This is a genomic window from Nocardioides sp. cx-173 (assembly GCF_021117365.1).
In the GTDB taxonomy this organism is placed as follows: Bacteria; Actinomycetota; Actinomycetes; order Propionibacteriales; family Nocardioidaceae; genus Nocardioides.
On the sequence record NZ_CP088262.1, the window covers coordinates 353202 to 370805 of the forward strand.

A 17604-nucleotide genomic window follows, 5' to 3' on the forward strand; every position below is an offset into this window, starting at 1 on the left:
AGTTGGTGACGGGTCGGTGCTACTTCTGGCCCTTGAGGGCGCGGGGGATCTCCTTGCCCTGGGCGATCGCCCTCTCCGGCGCCCGGACCTTCTTGACCTTGCCCACGCCGACGAAGACCAGCAGCCCGGCGAGGACGACGTAGAACGCGAAGACGATCAGGAACGCCCAGTGCAGGTCCAGGCCGGAGCCGTTCCAGTGGATCAGGTAGGCGATCGCGACCGAGAGCATGATGATCGCGAGGACGGCGAGGAAGCCGGCTGCGGCGAAGAGGCCGATGCCGATGCCACCGGCCTTGACGCTCACCTTGAGCTCGGACTTGGCGAGCTGGATCTCCTTCGACACCAGCGATGAGATGTCTCGGCTGGCGTCGACGACGAGGCGTCCGATGGTGGGATCGCCGTCGGCGGGTGCCTTGACCGGTTCAGGTGACATGCAGCGTTCCTCTGGTCTCGAAGTGTGAGCCCGACCCTACCGAACCCCGCCCCGCGCGCACCGCGTCAGGAGGGGTGGGGCTCCTGGCCGTGCTCGCCGAACACGTCGGGGACGCCGTCGTGGTCGTCGTCGCGGGTCTCGATCTCGGCGATGCGCCGGTAGGCGCGGTTGCGCAGCCGCAGCACGACGGAGGCCAGCAGCGCGGCCGTCAGCGAGCCGACCAGGACCCCGACCTTGACGTGGTCCTCGCGCGCGCTGCCGTGGCCGAACGCCAGCTCGCCGATCAGCAGGCTCACCGTGAAGCCGATCCCCGCGAGCATCGCCAGTCCCAGGACGTCGACCCAGCGGAGATCCTCGTCGAGGTCGGCGTGGGTGAACGTCGACAGCATCCAGGTGGCGCCCATGATCCCCACGGTCTTGCCCACGACGAGGCCGCACACGATCCCGAGCGCGACCGGGTCGCGCAGCGAGTCGGCCAGGCCGTCCAGCCCGCCGACGCTCACCCCGGCCGCGAAGAAGGCGAACAGGGGCACGGCCACCCCCGCCGACAGCGGCCGGATCAGGTGCTCGAAGTGCTCGGCGAGCCCGGGGCCGTCCTCGTCGGGGTTGCGGCGCAGCACCGGCACGGTGAAGCCGAGCAGCACGCCGGCGACAGTGGCGTGGATGCCGGACTCGTGGACCAGCACCCAGGCGAGGAGGGCGAGCGGGACCAGCAGCCACCCCGAGCGCACCCGCCTCTGGACCAGCACCGCGAACAGGCCGATCGGCACCACCGCCAGCGCCAGGAACAGCAGGTTCAGGTCGCTGGTGTAGAAGATCGCGATGATCGAGATGGCCAGCAGGTCGTCCACGACCGCCAACGTCAGCAGGAAGGTTCGCAGACCGCTGGGCAGGTGCGTGCTGATCACCGCCAGCACGGCCACCGCGAAGGCGATGTCGGTCGCGGTGGGGATCGCCCACCCGCTGAGCCCGCCGTCGTCGCCGAGGTTCCACAGCACGAAGATCAGTGCCGGCGCCGCCATGCCGCCCACCGCGGCGGCGATCGGTACGGCGGCGCGCCGCGGGTCGCGCAGGTCGCCGGCCACGAACTCGCGCTTGAGCTCCAGGCCGACCACGAAGAAGAAGATCGCCAACAGCCCGTCGGCCGCCCAGGCGCCGACCGTCAGGTCGAGATGCAGCGACGAGGGGCCCAGGCGGGTGTCGCGCAGCGACTCGTAGACGTCGGCCCACGGGGTGTTGGCCCACACGATCGCCGCAGCCGCCGCCACGATGAGCAGCAGCCCGCCCGTGGTCTCGGCGCGCAGGATCTGCGCCGTACGGGAGTGCTCGAGGAAGGACCCCCGCGCGAACAGGCGCGGGCGCTGCGGTGACTGGGCCATGGGCGTGCTCCTGGGGTCGACGAAACTGTTGCCGACCAGACTTCCCGGCGCTCCTCGACCAGCCTACGCGGTGCGATCAGCCCTCGTCGCCGGAGCCCGAGCCCTCCTTCTGCGAGATCAGGTCCATGACCGTGGAGTCGGCGAGGGTGGTGACGTCACCGACCTCGCGGTGCTCCGCGACATCCTTGAGCAGGCGCCGCATGATCTTGCCCGAGCGGGTCTTGGGCAGCTCGGGGACGACCATGATCTGGCGCGGCTTGGCGATGGCGCCGATCTCCTTCTGCACGTGGCGGCGCAGCTCCTCCACGATGTCCTCGCCGCCGTCGCCGGCGGAGTCGCGCAGGATGACGAACGCGCAGACCGCCTGGCCCGTCGTCTCGTCGGCGGCGCCGACCACGGCGGCCTCGGCCACCTTGGGGTGGGACACCAGGGCCGACTCGATCTCGGTGGTGGACAGGCGGTGGCCCGAGACGTTCATGACGTCGTCGACGCGCCCGAGCAGCCAGATGTCGCCGTCGTCGTCCTTCTTCGCGCCGTCGCCGGCGAAGTAGAAGCCCTGCTTGCGGAAGCGGGACCAGTAGGTCTCCTTGAAGCGCTCGTCGTCGCCCCACAGCGTGCGCAGCATGGCCGGCCACGGCTCCTTGACGACGAGATAGCCGCCGGAGCCGTCGGGCACCGACTCCCCGGCGTCGTTGACCACGTCGACGGAGATGCCCGGCAGCGGGGTCATCGCCGAGCCCGGCTTGCCCGCGGTGACGCCGGGCAGGGGGGAGATCATGATCTGGCCGGTCTCGGTCTGCCACCAGGTGTCGACGATCGGGCAGCGCTCGCCGCCGATGACCTCGCGGTACCAAATGTAGGCCTCGGGGTTGATCGACTCACCCACCGAGCCCAGCAGGCGCAGCGACGACAGGTCGAAGCCGTCGGGGATCTCGCGGCCCTGCTTCATGAAGGTCCGGATGGCCGTGGGCGCGGTGTAGAAGATCGTGACGCCGTACTGCTGGATGATCTCCCACCAGCGGCCCTTGTGCGGGGAGTCGGGCGTGCCCTCGTACATCACCTGGGTCGCGCCGTTGGCGAGCGGCCCGTAGACCATGTAGGAGTGGCCGGTCACCCAGCCGACGTCGGCGGTGCACCAGTAGACGTCGGTCTCGGGCTTGAGGTCGAACACCGCGTGGTGTGTGTACGACGTCCCGGTGAGGTAGCCGCCGGTCGTGTGCAGGATGCCCTTGGGCTTGCCGGTCGTGCCGGAGGTGTACATGACGTAGAGCGGGTGCTCGGCGTCGAAGGGCTGGGCCTCGTGCTCGGACGAGGCGGAGTCCACGGCGTCGTGCCACCACACGTCGACCTGGTCGTCCCAGTCGACCTCCTGCCCGGTGCGCCGTACGACGAGCACGTGCTCGACGTCGAAGCCCTCGCCGGAGGCCTTCTTGCGCGCCTCGTCGACGGCCGGCTTGAGGGCGGACGCCGAGCCGCGGCGGTAGCCGCCGTCGGCGGTGATCACGACCTTGGCGCCGCAGTCGACCAGGCGCGAGGAGAGTGCGTCGGAGGAGAAGCCGCCGAAGACGACGGTGTGGGGCGCCCCGATCCGGGCGCAGGCGAGCATCGCGACCACGGTCTCGGGCAGCATCGGCATGTAGATCGCGACCCGGTCGCCGGTCTCGACGCCCAGCGCCAGCAGCGCGTTGGCGGCCTTCGACACCTCCGCCTGCAGGTCGGCGTAGGTGATCGTGCGCGTGTCGTCGGCCGGCTCGCCGACCCAGTGCAGGGCGACCCGGTCGCCGTTGCCGGCCTCGACGTGCCGGTCGACGCAGTTGTGCGCGACGTTGAGGGTGCCGCCGGTGAACCACTTGGCGAACGGCGGGTTGTCCCAGTCGAGGACGCGGTCCCACTTCTGGCTCCAGTCGAGGCGCTCGGCGGCCTCGGCCCAGAAGGCCTCGGGGTCAGCGGTGGCCCGCTCGTACGCCTCCGCGCTGACGTTGGCCGTCTCCGCGAGCTCCGCGGGGGGCTCGAAGGAGCGGTCCTCATGCGACAGGTTCGACAGGGTCTCTTCGCTCACTTCTCACTCCTGGGGACAGACGCTGATGGGTGGCACACGCCACACTAGGACGCTTCGGCGACCGCCGCGACGCGGGGCCACGGAAGGCGCCGGTGCCGGATGGTTCCCCCCAAAGGTCACCCGGCACCGGCCGATCGTGCGGAGAAGGTCAGTGCACGATCATCTTCTCCGAGCCGGCGCCGGTCAGCGCGCGGACCTCGAGCTCGGTGTAGCGGTCCTCGGCGGTGGGCTCCTTCGAGGTGATGGTCCCGAGGTAGCCGAACAGGAACCCGAGCGGGATCGAGACGATGCCGGGGTTCTCGAGCGGGAACCAGGAGATGTCGATGCTGGTGGGCAGCAGCGACAGGTTCTTGCCCGTCGGGTCCAGCCCCTTGCCCGACACGACCGGCGAGAAGATCACCAGCCCGATCGAGGAGATGAGGCCGCCGTAGATGCTCCACAGTGCCCCGCGGGTGTTGAACCGTCGCCAGAACATGTTGTAGATGATCGTGGGCAGGTTCGCCGAGGCCGCGACCGCGAAGGCGAGGGCCACCAGGAAGGCGATGTTGAGGCTCTGCGCCGGGATCGCCAGGAGGATGGCCACGAGCCCGATGCCGGCGGCCGCGTAGCGGGTCACCTTGATCTCCTCCTCCTCGCTGGCCTCGCCCTTCTTGATGACGCTGTTGTAGATGTCGTGCGCCACCGAGGCGGACGAGGTCAGCGTCAGCCCGGCCACGACGGCGAGGATGGTCGCGAACGCCACGGCCGCGATGAGCGCCAGCAGGATGGCGCCGCCGGTCGAGCCGGCACCGCCTCCTACGGCCTCGGCCAGCAGGGGTGCCGCCAGGTTGCCGGACGCGTCGAGCTCGCCGGACTCGCGCAGGCCGGGGATGTCCAGCAGCGCCGCGGCGCCGAAGCCGAGGACCAGCGTGAACAGGTAGAAGGTGCCGATCAGACCGATCGCCCACAGTACCGACTTGCGCGCGTCACGCGAGGTCGGGACGGTGTAGAAGCGGATCAGGATGTGCGGGAGTCCCGCGGTGCCGAGCACGAGGGCGATGCCGAGGCTGATGAAGTCGATCTTGCTGGTCGCCGTGGCGCCGTACTTCAGCCCCGGCTCCAGGAACGCCTGGCCCGCGCCGGAGTTGGACGCGGCGGTGCCGAGCAGCTCGGAGAGGTTGAAGTCGAACTTCGCCAGCACCAGCACGACGATGAGCGCGGAGCCCGTCATCAGCAGGACCGCCTTGACGATCTGCACCCAGGTCGTGCCCTTCATGCCGCCCACGGTGACGTAGAAGATCATCAGGGCGCCGACGCCGAAGATCACGATGTTCTTGACGGCCTGGTCGTCGACGCCGAGCAGGAGCGCCACCAGGGCGCCCGCGCCGACCATCTGAGCCAGCAGGTAGAAGATCGAGACGACGACCGTCGAGGTCGCGGCCGCCATGCGCACCGGGCGCTGGCGCATCCGGAACGCCAGCTGGTCGGCCATCGTGTAGCGCCCCGAGTTGCGCAGCATCTCGGCCACGAGCAGCAGGGCCACGAGCCAGGCCACGAGGAAGCCGATCGAGTAGAGGAACCCGTCGTAGCCGCTCAGCGCGATGGCGCCGGAGATGCCGAGGAACGAGGCCGCCGACATGTAGTCGCCGCCGATGGCCAACCCGTTCTGGACCGGCGAGAACGAGCGGCCGCCGGCGTAGAAGTCGTTGGTGCCGGAGGTCTGCCGGCTGGCCCAGAAGGTGATGCCGACGGTCAGCGCGACCACGGCGAGGAAGAGGATCGTGGTGAGTACCTGGTCGTCCATGTCAGCGTCCTGCCTCGTAGCGCTCGTTGAGCTGTCGGGCCAGTGGGTCGAGCTTCGACTCGGAGTAGCGGCTGTAGAGCCAGGCGAGCAGGAACGTCGTCACGAACTGGAGCAGACCGAAGACGAGGGCGACGTTGATGTTGCCCACGACCTGCTGGTTCATGAAGCCGGTGGCGTAGTTCGACATCAGGATGTAGAGCAGGTACCAGGACAGGAACGCGAGCGTCGCCGGGAACACGAAGCCCCGGTAGAGGCGCCGGAGCTCGGTGAACTCCGGGGCGGCCGCGAGCTCGTCGTAGACCGGCGCGTGCCGTTCGGGTTGCGAGTGCGGGTTGACGTCTGACGTCACGAGCGGACCCCTTTCCAGCAGGATGTGATGCGCGTCACCGTAGGAGCGGGCGGCGCTGGGCGTGAGGGGTGCCGACGCCGGCTGCGGTCAATGGGCGCCGTCCTGCGCCCAGCGGTCGGTCCGGCGCGACGAACGGTTCGGCGTGATCTGCGTGGAGCTACGATCCGTACTCACGGACGTCGGCGCCGGCCCGTTCCCGGGCAGCGGGTCCCGCGGCACGACGTCGGGTGGGCCATGACGGCATGGTGCTGGTGGGAGGCAGAGATCGACCCTCGAGATGACGCCCCGGCGACGGGCCTCCCCCTGACCGGCTACCGGATCGGGGTGACCGGGCCGTGGTGAAGCGCGGCTGCCGGCCGGCGGTGACCACGTGAGGCTTGTGACCGTCGCCCACGGCACTCGGTCCGCGGCCGGCAACGAGGTGGCACGGACGCTGACCGCCCGGGCCGGCCGGGCGCTGGGCGTCGAGGCGGTGTGCTCCTACGTCGAGCTGAGCGAGCCCCTCTTCGAGGACGTCGTGGCGTCCTCGCCGCCGTCTGAGACGACGATGGTCGTGCCCCTGCTGCTGTCCACCGGCTTCCACGTCCGCCAGGACCTGCCCCGCATGGCCCGCGGCGCCGTAGGGCCGGTCCTCCTCGGGCGACCGCTCGGCCCGCACCACCTGCTCGCCGAGGTGCAGCACGCGCGGCTGGTCGCGGCCGGCGCGGCGCCCGGGGCGCGCGTCGTGATGGTGGCCGCCGGCTCCGCCGACCCGCTTGCCACCGGTGACCTGACTCGGGCCGCGGAGCTGCTCGCGCGCCGGTGGGGTGCGCCGGTCGAGGTCGCCACCTTGTCGGCTCTCGGCCGCCGGCCGGCCGAGGTGGTCCGCCCCGGTGACGCCGTCTCGCCGTACCTGCTCTCCCCGGGGTTCTTCGCCGACCGCGCGCGTCGCGAGTCGCTGGACGCCGGGGCGGTGTGCGTCGCCGACGTGATCGGCCCCGACCCCCTCGTCGCCGACCTCGTCGTCCAGCGCGCGCGTGCGCTCGGGGCGGTGTAGCAGCGGGAGCAGGGATTTCAGCATCTGCTGATACCCCTGCCGTTCTGGGGCGAAATAACGGCCCAGAACGGCAGGTCTATCAGCAGATGCTGATAACCCTGCCCCCGCTCACCCCCGATCCAGCTCCAGCGCCTCAGGCGTATGCAGACGCACCATGAACCGCCGGGTGTGGACGGGGACGCGAGAGGAGGTGGCGAGGGAGACCGACACCATCACCGCGAAGGCGAGGGGCACGCTCCAGGCGGCGGGCTGCTCCAGCAGCACCCACGGCCAGCCCTCCGCGGAGCCGTCGAGCAGGGTCCAGAGCACCCCGGACCCCGAGCCGACGCCACCGGCGAACAGGCCGGCGACCGCGCCGACGTCAGTGAGGCGGCGCCACCAGATGCCGAGCAGGAGCAGCGGGCAGAACGTCGAGGCCGCGACCGCGAAGGCCAGGCCGACGGCCCGAGCGACGCCGACGTTGGGCAGCGCGAGCGCGACGACCAGGGGCACCGCCACCGCGATGACCGCGCCGACGCGGAACGCCGCGACGCCGGAGAGCCGGCGGGCGCGCAGCAGCCGTGGCGTCAGGTCCTGGCTGAGCACGCCGGCCACGGCGATCACCAGCCCCGACGAGGTCGAGAGGAACGCCGCGAAGGCGCCGGCCGTCACCAGGCCGGCAAGCAGCTCGCCGCCGATCCCCGGCACCATCAGCCGCGGCAGCTCGAGCACGAGCACGTCGGAGCGGCCGGCGGCGGCGAGCTCGGTGGCGTAGACCCGGCCGAGCGCGCCGTAGACGGGCGGCAGCAGGTAGAAGACGCCCAGCAGCGCGAGCACCACCAGCGTCGTACGGCGGGCGGCGCGGCCGTCGGGGTTGGTGTAGAAGCGCACCACCACGTGCGGCAGCCCCATGGTGCCCAGGAACGTCGCGACGATGAGCGAGTAGGTGAGGTACAGGCCGTCGGTGCCGCCGCCCGCGAGCGGGACCGACCAGCCGGCGTCGGGGGCCATGCGGCTCCCGGGCGCGCCCTGGCCGGCCCACACGATCAGCAGCACGGCCGCCGGCAGCAGCAGGGCGGTGAGCTTGAGCCAGTACTGGAACGCCTGGACGAAGGTGATGCTGCGCATCCCGCCGGAGGTGACGTTGGCGAGGACGACCAGCCCCACGGTCGCCGGTCCCAGCCACGTGGGGGCGCCGACGGCGGCGCGCAGGGTGAGGCCAGCGCCGTGGAACTGCGGCAGCAGGTACAGCCACCCGATCGCCACCACCATCACCGAGCAGGTGGCGCGGACACCGCGCGAGCCCAGTCGCGCCTCGGCGAAGTCCGGCAGCGTGTAGGCGCCGCTGCGGCGCAGGGGCGCGGCGACGAGGACGAGGAGCAGCAGGTAGCCGGCGGTCCAGCCGATCGGGTACCAGAGCATGTCCGCACCGAAGGTCAGCACCAGCCCCGCGACCCCGAGGAAGGAGGCGGCCGAGAGGTACTCGCCGCCGATGGCCGAGGCGTTGAGCGCCGGCCGCACCGAGCGCGAGGCGACGAAGAAGTCGCTCGTGGTCCGTGAGAACCGCAGCCCCCACGTGCCGATCAGCACGGTCGCGAGGGTCACCACGACCACGGCGATCAGGCCGGTCACGCTCTCCGTGCTCATGGCGGACTCACCCGTCGGCCTCGCTCATGAGGTCGGCGAAGTCGCGCTCGTTGCGCTCGGCCCGGCGCACGTAGGACCAGCCGAGCACGACCAGCAGCGGGTAGACCAGACCGCCGAGCAGCAGCCAGGCCAGCGGCATCCCCGCGATGTGTACGTCGGACAGGCGCGGCGCCAGGTGGAACGCCAGCGGCAGGCTGCCCACCGTGAGGACCAGCAGGGCGATCGTGCGCATCGCGAGGCGCAGCTGCTCGCGCAGCAGCGAGCCGAGGTAGACCCGGCCCAGCTGGGTCTCGTCGTCGATGTCCCCGGTGCGAGCCCGGGGCAGGTGCCGCCGCGGCGGGCCGCTCACCCGTACCCGCTCGGGGCGCCCCTCGCTCACGACTGGGCCCTCACGACTGGGCCCTCACGACTGGCGCCGCAGCAGCAGGTCGCGCAGCTCGCGGGTGTGGCGGCGGCTCACGCCCAGCTGGACGGCGCCGGGGGTGCCCGGCGGGCCGTCGACCACCACCGAGCAGCGCCCGGCGTCCATGCGCACCTCGCGCACGTGCGACAGCGCGACCAGCAGCGAGCGGTGGATCCGCACGAAGCCGGCCGGGCGCCACTCCTCCTCGAGCGTGGAGAGCGGGGTGCGGATCAGGTGCGACCCGTCGGGGGTGTGCAGCCGCGCGTAGTCGCCCTGTGCCTCCACGTGGGTCACGTCGGCCCGGTCGAGGAAGCGGGTCACCCCGCCGCGCTCGACCGGGATCTGGGAGTCCGGTCCGAGGGCGGGAGTTCGCTCGCTGCCGGCGACCACCCGCCGTACGGCCTCGGCGAGGCGGTCGGCGCGCACCGGCTTGAGCACGTAGTCGACCGCGCGCAGCTCGAAGGCGTCGACCGCGTGGGCCTCGTGGGCGGTGACGAAGACGATCGGCGGCGGGGTGCGGAAGCGGGACAGCACCTGCGCGAGCTCGAGCCCGGTCAGCCCGGGCATCTGGATGTCGAGGAAGACGACGTCGACGTCGGACTCGTGCAGCGTGCGCAGCCCCTCCGCGGCGGAGTCCCGGGTGAGCACCTCCCCGATGCGGTCGTCGTGGGAGAGCAGGTAGGCCAGCTCGTCGAGGGCGGGCCGCTCGTCGTCGATGACGAGCACCCGCAGCCGCGGCGCCGTCATGCCCGCACCCCCGGCGCGAACTTCGGCACCCGCACGATCACCTTGGTGCCGGCGCCGGGCGCGGTCTCGACGACGAGGCCGTAGTCGTCGCCGAAGGTGTTGCGCAGCCGGCTGTCGACGTTGCCCAGCCCGACCGAGTCCAGGGCGGCGTCGCCCGCGAGCGCCCTGCGCACCTTGTCGGGATCCTCGCCCAGTCCGTCGTCCTCCACCTCGATCACGCACTCCTGCCCGCGGTCCAGCGCGACGATCCGCACGTGCCCTCCGCCCTCGACGTTGGCGAGCCCGTGGCGCACGGCGTTCTCGACGAGGGGCTGGATGCACAGGAACGGTACGGCGACCGGCAGCACCTCGGGCGCGATGCTCAGCGTGACCCGCAGGCGCTCACCGAAGCGGGCCTGCTCCAGCAGCAGGTAGCGCTCGACCGAGCGCAGCTCCTCGGCCAGGGTCGTGTACTCCCCGTGGCTGCGGAAGGAGTAGCGCGTGAAGTCGGCGAACTCCAGCAGCAGGTCGCGCGCCCGGTCGGGGTCGGTGCGCACGAAGCTGGCGATCGCGCCGAGCGAGTTGTAGATGAAGTGCGGGCTGATCTGGGCGCGCAGCGCCCGCACCTCGGCCTCCATGGCGCGGGTCCGCGACGCGTCGAGCTCGGCGAGCTCCAGCTGGCCCGAGACCCACTGGGCGACCTCGTCGGCGGCGCGCGCGAGCCCGGCGGTGGGGTAGGGCGCGAAGGCCTGCAGGGTGCCGACGATGCGCTCCTCGACGACCAGCGGGCTGACGACCGCCGTACGCACCGGGCAGCCGGGCTGCTCGCAGTGCAGGTCCGAGCGGTCGAAGACCCGGGTCGCTCCCCGGTCGAGCGTCGCCGCCACCAGGTCGGCCGCCTGCTCGGTGTGGTGCTGGCCGGTCCCGTCCCACGCGAGCGCGGACGCGGTGTCGCTCAGGGCCAGGGCCGGGGTGCCCAGCAGCGAGCGCAGGTGCCGGATCGAGCGCTCCGCCGAGTCCGTGGTCAGCCCCTCGCGCAGCGCCGGGGCCGCCAGCGACGCCCGGTGCAGCGTCCGGAAGGTCGCGCGGTCGGCCTCGGTGCCGAGATGGGTACGCCGCCACGCCAACATGTGCCCATGCTGCACCCTGCGGCGCCGTTGTCAGCGGAAGTCGATGAGGAGCATCCCGCTGTCGTCGTCGGTGGGCGGCGGGACCGGGCCGTCGGCGGGCTCGCGGTCGGGGGAGTGCGCGCCGGAGCTCGAGCGCTCCACGGTGAGCGGATCAGGCTCGGGTCGGTGCACCACGGTGGCGCGCAGGCAGCGGGTGAGATAGGCCAGCTGCATCCCGTCCATGCCGCGGCCGTAGTCGTCGTAGAGCGCGAGCACGTCGGCGACCTTGGCCTCGCGGGCCTCCTCGTCGAGCGTGATCACGTAGGAGCGCGAGCGGACGAGGTCCTGGATCGACTCCCGGTCGACGTTCTGCCAGTGCTTGAACGTCTCCTCCTCGGCCTGCTGGAAGTGCTTGGACGCCGCCAGGACGGCCGTCGGGTCGTGCTCCTGCCCCGCCGGGCCGAGGGCCCGGCCGAGCTTGCGGACCCAGGGGATGCGCTCGTCGCGGGTGTTCCAGACCAGGGCGAGGGCGCCCCCGGGCTTGAGCACCCGGGCGATCTCCGGCAGGGCGCGCTCGTGGTCGAACCAGTGGAACGCCTGCCCGGCCACGACCACGTCGTACGCCGAGTCCGAGGCGGGGATGTCCTCCGCGCCGGTGAGGGAGGTGCGCACGTCGGGGAGCCGGGCCTTGAGCACGTCGAGCATCGCGACGTCCGGCTCGGTCGCGTGGACGTCGTGGCCGAGGGCGACGAGCTGCTCGGTGAGCTTGCCGGTCCCGGCGCCCAGCTCGAGCACGGTGAGCGGCTCCGCGCCGGCCGCCCAGGCGGCGGCGGCACGGGGGTAGGAGGGGCGGCCGCGGTCGTAGACGTCGGCGACGCTCCCGAAGGAGCGGGCGGGAGGCAGGTGGTCGGTCATCGGGGTCGAGGCTACCCGTGGATAGCCTTCCCCCGTGGCTCCCGATCCCCTTGCGTGGCTGATGTCGCTGGAAGGCGTCCCCTCCGCGTACGCCGCCGTGCGCGACGGCATCGACGTGATGCTGCGCGACCGCGGCCTGCGGCGCACCTCGCCCGAGACGACCGCCGAGTCGCTGCTGCGCGGCGCCCACGCCAGCGCGGTGCTCGAGGGGTCCTCCTCCACGCTCGCCGAGGTGCGCGAGGGGGCCGGTGACGAGATCGCGCGCGCCGTCGTGCGGATGTCGACCGAGCTGCTGGGCCTGTCGCCGCTGCTGGACCGCACACCGGCCCAGGCGTTCGCCCGGCTGCACTCCCTGGTCTCGGCGGGCTCGCTGCCCGACGAGGAGCGCGGCCGGCCCCGCGACGCCGAGTCGGCCGCCCGGCTGCGCGACATCGGCTCGCTGCTCACCCGGCCGACCGAGGCGCCGGCCCTCCTGGTGGCCGCGCTGGTCCACGGCGAGCTCGTCACCGCGGCCCCCTTCGCCTCCCACAACGGCGTCGTCGCCCGCGCTGCCGAGCGACTCGTGCTGGTCGCGCGCGGCGTCGACGAGAAGTCGCTGGTCGTCCCCGAGGCCGGGCACCTGGCGCTGCGAGCGGCGTACGAGTCCAACCTGGTGGGGTACGCCGAGGGCGGCGCGGCCGGCATGCACGCGTGGGTGCTCTACGCCGCCGAGGCCTACGCCGCCGGCGCCGAGGCGAGCCCGCTGCGGCGGGCGGCCGACTGAGCATGCAGGTGGCGCCCGAGTCTCGAGGGACTCGAACGCCACCGCTGACACGCGAGCACCGGCTACCAAGCGTGCATCGTCAAATTGCGGCTCCGGGTTGAACCCGGTGACAGCGCCCTCAAAGAAGGGAGATCGCCGCGTGGGTACCTGGCTCGCGTGCTGCTCTTGAGTTGTCTCCCTCTGTTCTACGCCCCTGTCGCACCGGGTACAACCGGTACAAGGGTTGACATTCGCGCGCCCGGCGAGACGCCTGCGTAGCCCTTCGTTCAGCGGTGACGGGGGTCAGGCCCCGAGGCGGCGCCGGCGTGCCGTCGCCCACCACAGACCACCGGCGGTGACCGCGCCGCCGAGCGCGAGGACCGCCAGCGTCGGCTTCGCGGGAGGCAGGCGCAGCCGGCTCCGCAGCGCCACGGGACGGGTGAACACCAGCACCGGCCACCCGTTGGCCTCCGCGACCCGGCGCAGCTCGCGGTCGGGGTTGACGGCGTAGGGGAAGCCGACCGCCTCGAGCATGGGGACGTCGGTCACCGAGTCGCTGTAGCCGTAGCACTCGGCCAGGTCGTAGCCCACCTCGTCGGCGAGGCGGCGGATCGCGACGGCCTTCTCCTCGGCGTAGGCGTAGTAGTCGATCTCGCCGCTGTAGCGGCCGTCGACGATCTCGAGCTGCGAGGCGATCACCCGGTCCGCGCCGAGCATCTCGCCGATCGGCTCCACCAGCTCGCTGCCGGAGGCCGACACGATGACGATGTCGCGCCCGGCCGCCCGGTGCTCCTCGATCAGCGACACGGCCTCGTCGTAGACGAGCGGGTCGACGATGTGGTGCAGCGTCTCGGCGACGATCTCGCGCACCGTCGCGACGTCCCATCCGGCGCACAGCTGCGACATGAACTGCCGCATCTTCTCCATCTGGTCGTGATCGGCGCCGCCGACCATGTAGACGAACTGTGCGTAGGTCGAGCGGAGCACGGCGCGTCGCGAGATCAGCCCTCCGGCCTGGAACGGCTTGGAGAAGGCGAAGGTGCTCGACTTGGCGATGATCGTCTTGTCGAGGTCGAAGAAGGCCGCGGTGTGCGCCATGCGTCCATCGTAGGTGGCAAGACGGGCCACCTCTCGTGCACAGGCCCGGGTGGCGGAACGCGTCGTCCACAGATCACCGCTGGCCCGGGTCGGGAAGGGGACGGTCGCGGGGACGCTGCCGCCATGACCCCACCGCTGTTCGTGACCAGTGACGAGACCCTGCTCGACGAGCTGCTGCGCCTGGCCGCGGCAGCCGGGACGACCCCCGAGGTGGCCGAGGCCGGCACCGCCCTGCGCTCCTGGACGGCCGCCCCGCTGGTCCTGGTGGGCGCGGACGCGGCCGAGGAGACGGCGCGGCTCGGTCCCCACCGCCGCGCCGGAGTGCACGTGGTGTCCTGGGGGCCGGTGCCGCACGAGCTCTTCCGCACGGCGCTGGCGCTCGGTGCCGAGAGCGTCACCGAGCTCCCGCGCTCCGACACCTGGCTCACCGAGACCCTCACCGACCTCGGGGACGACGCACCGGCGCGCAGCCTGGTCGTGGGTGTCGTCGGTGGCTCCGGCGGAGCCGGTGCCACCACGTTCGCGTGCGCCCTGGGACAGGTGGCCGCCCGCACCGGCCATGCGGTGGTGGTCGACTGCGATCCGCTCGGCCCCGGGGTCGACCGGGTGCTCGGGCTGGAGTCGCATGACGGCTTCCGCTGGGACGCGCTGTGCCAGACCACCGGGCGACTCAGCGGTCGAGCCCTGCGCGAGGCGCTGCCCCGGCGGGGACGGCTGGGCGTGGTGTCGTGGTACTCCGGCGCGGCCGGGTCCCTGCAGGCGTTCGCGGTGCGGGAGGCGCTGTCGGCCGCGCGGCGCGGCCACGACGTGGTCGTCGTCGACCTGCCGAGGTCCACCTCGCCGCTGGTGGAGGAGGTGGTGGCGCGCTGCGACCTGGTGGTCGTGGTGGTGCAGCCGACCGTCGCGGGGGTCGCCTCGACCGTCCGCCTGGTCCCCCGGCTCGGCACCGGCCCGCAGCTGCGCCTGGTCGTGCGTGGGCCGGGGCTCGACCCCCGTGCCGTGGCTCGGGCGACCGGGGTCCCCGTGCTCGCCGAGATGTCCGACCAGCGCGGGCTGGCCGAGGCGATCGACCTCGGGCTGGGACCGGTGCGCTCGCCGCGCGGGCGGCTCGGCCGGGCCGCCACCGACGTGCTCGCGCAGGTCTCGGTGATGGGCCGGGCCGCATGAGCGTGGACCCGGCCGCGCTCGACCTCGTCCGCGACCGGCTCGCCCGCGATCCCGGCGAGCTCTCCCCGCACCGGGTGGCCGACGCGCTGCGCGCCGCGGGGCGCCCGGTCGGCGACGCCACCGTGCTGGCCGTCTACGAGACCCTGCGCCGCGACGTGGTCGGCGCCGGCCCGCTCGAGCCGCTGCTGCGCCTCCCGGGCGTGACCGACGTCCTCGTCAACGGGGCCGGACGGGTCCTCCTCGACCGCGGCCGCGGCCTGGAGACGACCGACGTGCGGTTCCCGGACGAGGAGTCCGTACGCCGCCTGGCGCAGCGCCTCGCCGGCGCCGGCGGGCGACGCCTGGACGACGCCACGCCCTTCGTGGACCTGCGCCTGGGCGACGGCACCCGCTTCCACGCCGTGCTGGCGCCGGTGGCGCGCCCGGGCACCGTGATCTCGCTGCGGGTGCCGCGCCGACAGGTGTTCAGCGTCGAGGACCTGATGGCGTCGGGGCTCCTCACCGACCGGTCGGCGGGGCTGGTGCGGGCGGTGGTGGCGGCGCGGCTGGCCTTCCTCGTGAGCGGCGGCACGGGCACCGGCAAGACCACCCTGCTGGCGGCCATGCTGTCGACGGTCGCGCCGTCGGAGCGGCTGGTCCTCGTGGAGGACTCCTCCGAGCTGCGGCCCGACCACCCCCACGTCGTGGGGCTGGAGGCGCGCCCGGCCAACGTGGAGGGCGCGGGGCGGATCGACCTCAGGACGCTCGTGCGCCAGGCCTTGCGGATGCGGCCGGACCGCCTGGTGGTCGGGGAGGTTCGCGGCGCGGAGGTGGTCGACCTGCTCGCCGCGATGAACACCGGCCATGAGGGCGGCTGCGGGACGATCCACGCCAACTCCGCCGGTGACGTCCCCTCACGCGTCGAGGCGCTCGCGCTCGCGGCCGGGCTGGGCCGGGCGGCCACCCACAGCCAGCTCGCGTCCGCCGTCGACGTGGTCCTCCACCTCGTGCGCGGGCGCGACGGCCGCCGTCGCCTCGCCCAGGTGGCCGTCCTGAGGCGCCACGCCGACGGGCTGGTCGCGACGGAGACGGCCGTGGAGGTGGACGCCGACGGCGCCGCGCGCCCCGGGCCGGCCGGCGCGAGGCTGGCTGCCCTCCTCGACGCCCGGGCGGCATGACCCCGGTCGCCGTCTCGATCGCCGCCCTGGTCGCCGCTGGGGCGGCGGCCGTCGCCGTCGTCCTGCTGGTCCCCCCGGGCCCGGGTGCGCCGGGGCAGGAGCCGGCGCGGCGGCACCCGGGCGTCCGGTGGTGGGTGCTGGCAGCGATCGCGGTGGCGCTGCTCTCCGGGCGCCTGCTCATCCTCGCGATCCTGGCGGCGATGGTGGTCGCCGCCGCCATGGCGCTGCTACGGGCGCGGCGCGAACGCCTGGCGGCGCGCGCCACCTCGCGCCGAGTCCTGGAGCTCTGCGAGAGCCTCTCCGCGGATCTGGGCGCGGGCCAGCCGCCGGGCGCGGTCCTGGTCCGGGCCGCGGCGGAGTGGCCGGCGCTCGCCCCGGTCGCCGAGGCGCACCGGATCGGCTCCGACGTGCCGGCGGCCTGGCGCGAGCTGGCCCGCATGCCCGGGGCCGAGGACCTCCGGGTGATCGCGGCGGCGTGGCAGCTGGCCCACCGCGCCGGCGCCGGGCTCGCGGACGCGGTCGACCGGGTCTCGCGCGGCCTGCGTGCGGCTCAGTCGACCCGGCGCATCGTCGACGGCGAGCTGGCCTCCGCCCGGGCCACCGCGCGGCTGGTGGCCGGGCTGCCCCTGCTGGCGCTGGCCATGGGCTCCGGGGCCGGCGGCGATCCGTGGGGGTTCCTGCTCGGGCAGCCCGCCGGCCTGGCGTGCCTCGCAGGCGGTCTGGCGCTCGGCCTGGCCGGGCTGTGGTGGATCGAGGCGATCGCGCGCGGCGTGGAGCGGGCGGCATGACCTGGGTGGCGGTCCTCGCGGCCGCGCTCGCGGCCGTGCTGCTGGTCCCCGTACGGGCCCGGCCGCTGAGCGGCGCCCCGCCTCCCGAGCCGGCCGCCGCCGCGGCGACGGGCGGTCTGCTGCGGTGGCGACCGCTCCTGGCGCTGCTGGCCGGCGCGGGCGCGGGGATCTTCCTCGGCGGCACAGCTGGACTGGTCGTCGGTCCACCGGCCGCCGCGGCGGCCTGGGTGGTGCTCGGCCGCAGCGAGCCGACCGCCGTACGTCGACGGCGGGAGCGCGTCGCACGCGACCTCCCCCACGTGGTGACCCTGCTCGCGGCCGCGCTGCGGTCCGGGGCGAGCCCCGCCCAGGCGCTCCGGCTGGTCTGCCGAGCCCTGCCGGGGCCCGCCACCGAGCGGCTGCACCGCACGGCGACGCATCTGGATCTCGGCGCCGACCCGACGGTGGTCTGGGCCGAGGTGGCGGGCGAGCCCGGGCTGGCCCCGCTCGGCCGGGCCCTGGCGCGCTCGCAGGCCACCGGCGCGTCCGTCGTCGCCGCTATGGACCGCCTCTCCGAGGAGCTGGCGCGCGACGCCCGCGGGGCTGTGGAGGACCGCGCCCGCGCGGTCGGCGTCAAGGCCGCGCTGCCACTCGGGCTGTGTCTGCTGCCGTCGTTCCTGCTGCTCGGGATCGTCCCCCTCGTGGCCGGGCTGCTCGCGACGGTGACCCGGTGACCGGCCGCCGCCCGTCCACAGGTCCGCTCTCACACAGCGGTCGTGCACAGGTCGGGCCGCGGCCCGGGCGAGATGTCGGCCTCCTCGCCGAGGCTCCTGCTCACCCGGCCGCAGCCCGCGG

General features: G+C 73.4%; 17 protein-coding genes. 6 read left to right on the plus strand and 11 right to left on the minus strand.

The window, feature by feature from the left end; translation table 11 throughout:
• Nucleotides 1-19: 19 nt before the first annotated feature.
• The 5 genes from LQ940_RS01670 to LQ940_RS01690 all read right to left on the minus strand — a co-directional run bounded on the left by LQ940_RS01670 (nt 20) and on the right by LQ940_RS01690 (nt 6003).
• Nucleotides 20-433, minus strand: coding sequence for a phage holin family protein (locus tag LQ940_RS01670; protein WP_231240908.1), 414 nt, complete (start codon nt 431-433; stop codon nt 20-22).
• A gap of 65 nt (nt 434-498) precedes the next feature.
• The gene (nhaA, locus tag LQ940_RS01675; protein ID WP_231240907.1) at nt 499-1812 is read right to left on the minus strand and encodes a Na+/H+ antiporter NhaA; all 1314 of its coding nucleotides are present in this window, start codon (nt 1810-1812) and stop codon (nt 499-501) included.
• A gap of 76 nt (nt 1813-1888) precedes the next feature.
• A complete protein-coding gene (gene acs / locus LQ940_RS01680) occupies nt 1889-3871 on the minus strand; it encodes an acetate--CoA ligase (protein ID WP_231240906.1) in 1983 nt (660 codons plus the stop codon).
• Between the two features lie 148 nt (nt 3872-4019).
• Complete coding sequence (locus LQ940_RS01685; protein WP_231240905.1) at nt 4020-5654, minus strand: solute symporter family protein; 1635 nt, start codon at nt 5652-5654, stop codon at nt 4020-4022.
• A gap of 1 nt (nt 5655) precedes the next feature.
• Nucleotides 5656-6003, minus strand: a complete 348-nt coding sequence (locus tag LQ940_RS01690) for a DUF485 domain-containing protein (protein ID WP_231240904.1) — start codon at nt 6001-6003, stop codon at nt 5656-5658.
• Between the two features lie 370 nt (nt 6004-6373).
• Here LQ940_RS01690 and LQ940_RS01695 point away from each other — a divergent pair, with 370 nt between their 5' ends.
• Nucleotides 6374-7039, plus strand: coding sequence for a sirohydrochlorin chelatase (locus tag LQ940_RS01695; RefSeq protein ID WP_231240903.1), 666 nt, complete (start codon nt 6374-6376; stop codon nt 7037-7039).
• A gap of 108 nt (nt 7040-7147) precedes the next feature.
• On the opposite strand, the gene LQ940_RS01700 is transcribed toward LQ940_RS01695, so the two are convergent.
• The 5 genes from LQ940_RS01700 to LQ940_RS01720 are packed head-to-tail and all read right to left on the minus strand — an operon-like array spanning nt 7148 to nt 11818.
• Nucleotides 7148-8665 (minus strand): sodium/solute symporter, encoded by a 1518-nt coding sequence (locus LQ940_RS01700; protein WP_231240902.1) that lies wholly within the window; start codon nt 8663-8665, stop codon nt 7148-7150.
• Between the two features lie 7 nt (nt 8666-8672).
• The gene (locus LQ940_RS01705; protein WP_231240901.1) at nt 8673-9044 is read right to left on the minus strand and encodes a hypothetical protein; all 372 of its coding nucleotides are present in this window, start codon (nt 9042-9044) and stop codon (nt 8673-8675) included.
• Nucleotides 9045-9068: 24 nt separating this feature from the next.
• A complete protein-coding gene (locus LQ940_RS01710; RefSeq protein WP_231240900.1) occupies nt 9069-9815 on the minus strand; it encodes a LytR/AlgR family response regulator transcription factor in 747 nt (248 codons plus the stop codon).
• Nucleotides 9812-10924, minus strand: coding sequence for a sensor histidine kinase (locus LQ940_RS01715; RefSeq protein WP_231240899.1), 1113 nt, complete (start codon nt 10922-10924; stop codon nt 9812-9814). Before LQ940_RS01715 ends, LQ940_RS01710 begins: the two co-directional genes overlap by 4 nt.
• Before the next feature lie 30 nt (nt 10925-10954).
• Nucleotides 10955-11818: a class I SAM-dependent methyltransferase gene (locus LQ940_RS01720; protein WP_231240898.1), complete on the minus strand. Its 864-nt coding sequence runs from the start codon at nt 11816-11818 to the stop codon at nt 10955-10957.
• 34 nt (nt 11819-11852) lie between these two features.
• Here LQ940_RS01720 and LQ940_RS01725 point away from each other — a divergent pair, with 34 nt between their 5' ends.
• Nucleotides 11853-12581 (plus strand): oxidoreductase, encoded by a 729-nt coding sequence (locus LQ940_RS01725; RefSeq protein ID WP_231240897.1) that lies wholly within the window; start codon nt 11853-11855, stop codon nt 12579-12581.
• A gap of 282 nt (nt 12582-12863) precedes the next feature.
• Here LQ940_RS01725 and LQ940_RS01730 read toward each other — a convergent pair whose 3' ends face one another.
• Nucleotides 12864-13658, minus strand: coding sequence for an HAD family hydrolase (locus tag LQ940_RS01730; protein ID WP_231240896.1), 795 nt, complete (start codon nt 13656-13658; stop codon nt 12864-12866).
• A 123-nt stretch (nt 13659-13781) separates the two neighbouring features.
• On the opposite strand from LQ940_RS01730, the gene ssd reads away from it, so the two are divergent.
• Genes ssd through LQ940_RS01750 form a run of 4 tightly spaced genes read left to right on the plus strand, consistent with a single transcriptional unit; the run spans nt 13782 to nt 17483 of the window.
• Entirely contained in the window at nt 13782-14825 is a 1044-nt protein-coding gene (gene ssd / locus LQ940_RS01735; RefSeq protein WP_231240895.1) for a septum site-determining protein Ssd, read from the plus strand.
• Nucleotides 14822-15982, plus strand: coding sequence for a TadA family conjugal transfer-associated ATPase (locus tag LQ940_RS01740; protein ID WP_231240894.1), 1161 nt, complete (start codon nt 14822-14824; stop codon nt 15980-15982). The genes ssd and LQ940_RS01740 overlap by 4 nt, the downstream gene beginning before the upstream one ends.
• On the plus strand, nt 15979-16770 hold the full coding sequence (locus LQ940_RS01745) for a type II secretion system F family protein (protein WP_231240893.1): 792 nt from the start codon (nt 15979-15981) through the stop codon (nt 16768-16770). Before LQ940_RS01740 ends, LQ940_RS01745 begins: the two co-directional genes overlap by 4 nt.
• Nucleotides 16767-17483, plus strand: a complete 717-nt coding sequence (locus tag LQ940_RS01750) for a type II secretion system F family protein (RefSeq protein ID WP_231240892.1) — start codon at nt 16767-16769, stop codon at nt 17481-17483. The genes LQ940_RS01745 and LQ940_RS01750 overlap by 4 nt, the downstream gene beginning before the upstream one ends.
• The last annotated feature ends 121 nt before the right edge of the window (nt 17484-17604 follow it).